Annotated in this window: 1 protein-coding gene and 7 tRNA genes; 2 read left to right on the top strand and 6 right to left on the bottom strand. The window is 53.2% G+C overall.

The genetic code is table 11. The features are described 5' to 3' along the window. Positions 1-109 precede the first annotated feature (109 nt). The 6 genes from J0A66_RS08020 to gltX form a co-directional block, all read right to left on the bottom strand. Positions 110-185, bottom strand: a tRNA-Glu gene (locus J0A66_RS08020). A 107-nt stretch (positions 186-292) separates the two neighbouring features. After that, positions 293-368, bottom strand: a tRNA-Glu gene (locus tag J0A66_RS08015). A gap of 65 nt (positions 369-433) precedes the next feature. Continuing rightward, a tRNA-Ala gene (locus tag J0A66_RS08010) sits at positions 434-509 on the bottom strand. A 46-nt stretch (positions 510-555) separates the two neighbouring features. Further along, positions 556-631 (bottom strand) — tRNA-Glu (locus J0A66_RS08005). Between the two features lie 153 nt (positions 632-784). Next, positions 785-860 (bottom strand) — tRNA-Ala (locus J0A66_RS08000). Positions 861-932: 72 nt separating this feature from the next. Further along, the gene (gene gltX, locus J0A66_RS07995; RefSeq protein ID WP_206573261.1) at positions 933-2,336 is read right to left on the bottom strand and encodes a glutamate--tRNA ligase; all 1,404 of its coding nucleotides are present in this window, start codon (positions 2,334-2,336) and stop codon (positions 933-935) included. Positions 2,337-2,582: 246 nt separating this feature from the next. On the opposite strand from gltX, the gene J0A66_RS07990 reads away from it, so the two are divergent. Both J0A66_RS07990 and J0A66_RS07985 read left to right on the top strand, forming a co-directional pair. Further along, positions 2,583-2,658, top strand: a tRNA-Val gene (locus J0A66_RS07990). Positions 2,659-2,693: 35 nt separating this feature from the next. Continuing rightward, positions 2,694-2,769, top strand: a tRNA-Val gene (locus tag J0A66_RS07985). Positions 2,770-2,864 lie beyond the last annotated feature (95 nt).

The following is a 2,864-nucleotide window of genomic DNA, read 5'->3' as shown; positions in this document are numbered from 1 at the left end:
CGGCTGTCCTGGTTCGCTCCAGACGAACCAGTCGAACCGAGGGGTTCGTCATCCCACGCGGAAACAACAAATAAAAAGCCCCCGCTCTGGCGAGCGGGGGCTTTTTATTTGGCGTCCCCTAGGGGATTCGAACCCCTGTTACCGCCGTGAAAGGGCGGTGTCCTAGGCCTCTAGACGAAGGGGACAGAAATCTTACTTTCTGTGCTACCAACTAGGCTTGGTAGCTAAATTTAAAAGAACCTTGCGGTCTTTTTTCTGCAAACTGACAGCCGTCAATTGCAAACTAACAATATGGCGTCCCCTAGGGGATTCGAACCCCTGTTACCGCCGTGAAAGGGCGGTGTCCTAGGCCTCTAGACGAAGGGGACAGAAATCTTTCTTTCTGCGCTACCAACTAGGCTTGGTAACTACTGGTCTGCTATCCCTGGAAATTTGGTGGAGCTAGGCGGGATCGAACCGCCGACCTCTTGCATGCCATGCAAGCGCTCTCCCAGCTGAGCTATAGCCCCGAATTTTTCGCTTTCAGGATAACCGTCGGAACTCACTCATCAGAATTGGCGTCCCCTAGGGGATTCGAACCCCTGTTACCGCCGTGAAAGGGCGGTGTCCTAGGCCTCTAGACGAAGGGGACAGAAAATCTTCTTTGCGAAGCACTGCTTCGCAGATTTTCTGTAAGGTGAAGTGAGCCAGCGAACTGAGCGACCTCTTCCTTACAGTTCTGCCAGGTGGTGAGACGGTTACCCGACTACCTAACCCTACGCAATTTCTGATTTGATGAAAGACTTGGTGGAGCTAGGCGGGATCGAACCGCCGACCTCTTGCATGCCATGCAAGCGCTCTCCCAGCTGAGCTATAGCCCCGTCTTCATACATGCCGTTCCGTGACAGCGGGGCGCATTCTAGGCACCCCCCTATTCTCTGTCAACGGTTTTTTTAACTATTGGCTCTGTTTGCTATATAAATGAGCGCTTTGTCCAAACGCTGTTCTACCTGGGGCTTTGTCAGTAAATTCAAGGTGATATCCAAGGAGGGGGAATTGCCCGATCCGGTTACGGCCACCCGTAATGGCATACCCACTTTACCCATACCCAGCCCCAATTCCTCGGCTGCGCTATTGATAGCGTCGTGGATACTGGCGGGGTTCCAGTTCTCTATGGCCAGCAGCTTGGTTTTGACCCGTTCCAGCGCCTCGGCTGCCACCGGACGCAGATGCTTCTTGGCAGCATTCTCGTCAAACTCGTCAAACTCTTCATAGAAATAGCGGCTGACTTGGGCCAGTTCCTTGAGGGTCTTGACCCGATCAGCCTGGATCTCAAGCAACTGCTCCAGGCTGGGTCCCTGGCTGACATCAATACCAGCTTGATCGAAATGCCATTTGGCGTATCTTGCCACCTCTTCTGCCGGCAGGCTTTTAATATAATGCTGATTCAACCAGACAAGCTTTTCGGTGTTGAAGGCAGAGGCAGACTGGCCGATGGCATCCAGGCTGAAGTGCTCAATCATCTCCTCCAGGCTGAAAATTTCCTGATCACCATGGGACCAGCCCAGGCGCACCAGGTAGTTCAGCAACGCCTGCGGCAGAAATCCATCGTCCCGGTATTGCATCACACCCACCGCCCCATGGCGTTTTGACAGTTTTTTACCGTCATCACCCAGGATCATGGACACATGGGCGTACTCTGGCAGGGGCGCCCCCAGTGCCTTGAGGATATTGATCTGCCTAGGCGTATTGTTGATATGATCCTCGCCCCGCACCACATGGGTAATGCCCATATCCCAGTCGTCCACCACCACGCAGAAGTTATAGGTAGGCGTGCCGTCGCTGCGCTGGATAATCAGATCGTCCAGCTCGCTGTTGGCGATCTCGATATTCCCCCTGATATGGTCCTCGATGACCACCTTGCCGTCGGTCGGGTTCTTAAAACGCACGACAAAGGGTCCGTCCTGCTCAACCCCATGTCGGCATTTACCGTCATACTTTGGCTTCTGCCCTGCTGCCATCTGTTCTTCACGCAATGTTTCCAGCCTTTCCCTGGAGCAATAGCATTTATAGGCTTTGCCTTCCTCCAGCAGTTTCTGAATGACTTCACGGTAGCGGTCGAAACGCTTGGTCTGATAGTAAGGGCCCTCATCCCAATCCAGCCCCAGCCAGCTCATTCCCTCAAGAATGGCGTCAATGGCATCCTGGGTCGAACGTTCAATATCAGTGTCCTCAATCCGCAAGATAAATTTGCCGCCCTGGCTTTTTGCATAAAGCCAGGAGTAAAGCGCCGTGCGGGCACCGCCCACATGCAAATAACCCGTCGGGCTGGGTGCGAATCGAGTGACCACTGTCATATTGTTTGTCTTCCTGTGGAGAAAAAGTTTGCCGTATTTTATCAGCCCTGGCGGCATCTGCCCATCTGTGCATGGGATCTGATGGCGAACGGTGGAATTTCCGCCGTTAAAGTCGACTTTTTCGACGCTTGGATGGCTTTTTGCGCACTTGACCGGGAATTTCAAAATTAGAGTTGACAGTCAACTGAGCCTCCCTATAATACGCCTCCACTTGCCAAGCTCAGCACGGCAAGGGAGGAAAGCAACGGATGGTTAGCTCAGCTGGGAGAGCACCGCCCTTACAAGGCGGGGGTCACTGGTTCGAACCCAGTACCATCCACCACTTTCCCTAAAGTTACAGTAGCAAGTCTCTTCAGTGGATGGTTAGCTCAGCTGGGAGAGCACCGCCCTTACAAGGCGGGGGTCACTGGTTCGAACCCAGTACCATCCACCATTTTCCCTTTTTTATCCCTGTTCCCTAACTCAATTTTTCTTCCGTCTCGTTTGGGTTTTTCAGCCTGTTCACTTTGTGTTATGCGGTGCGAGCAC

The sequence above is a fragment of the Bowmanella dokdonensis genome (assembly GCF_017254865.1).
GTDB classification, from domain to species: domain Bacteria; phylum Pseudomonadota; class Gammaproteobacteria; order Enterobacterales; family Alteromonadaceae; genus Bowmanella; species Bowmanella dokdonensis.
This window is presented reverse-complemented; position numbering and strand designations above follow the sequence as displayed.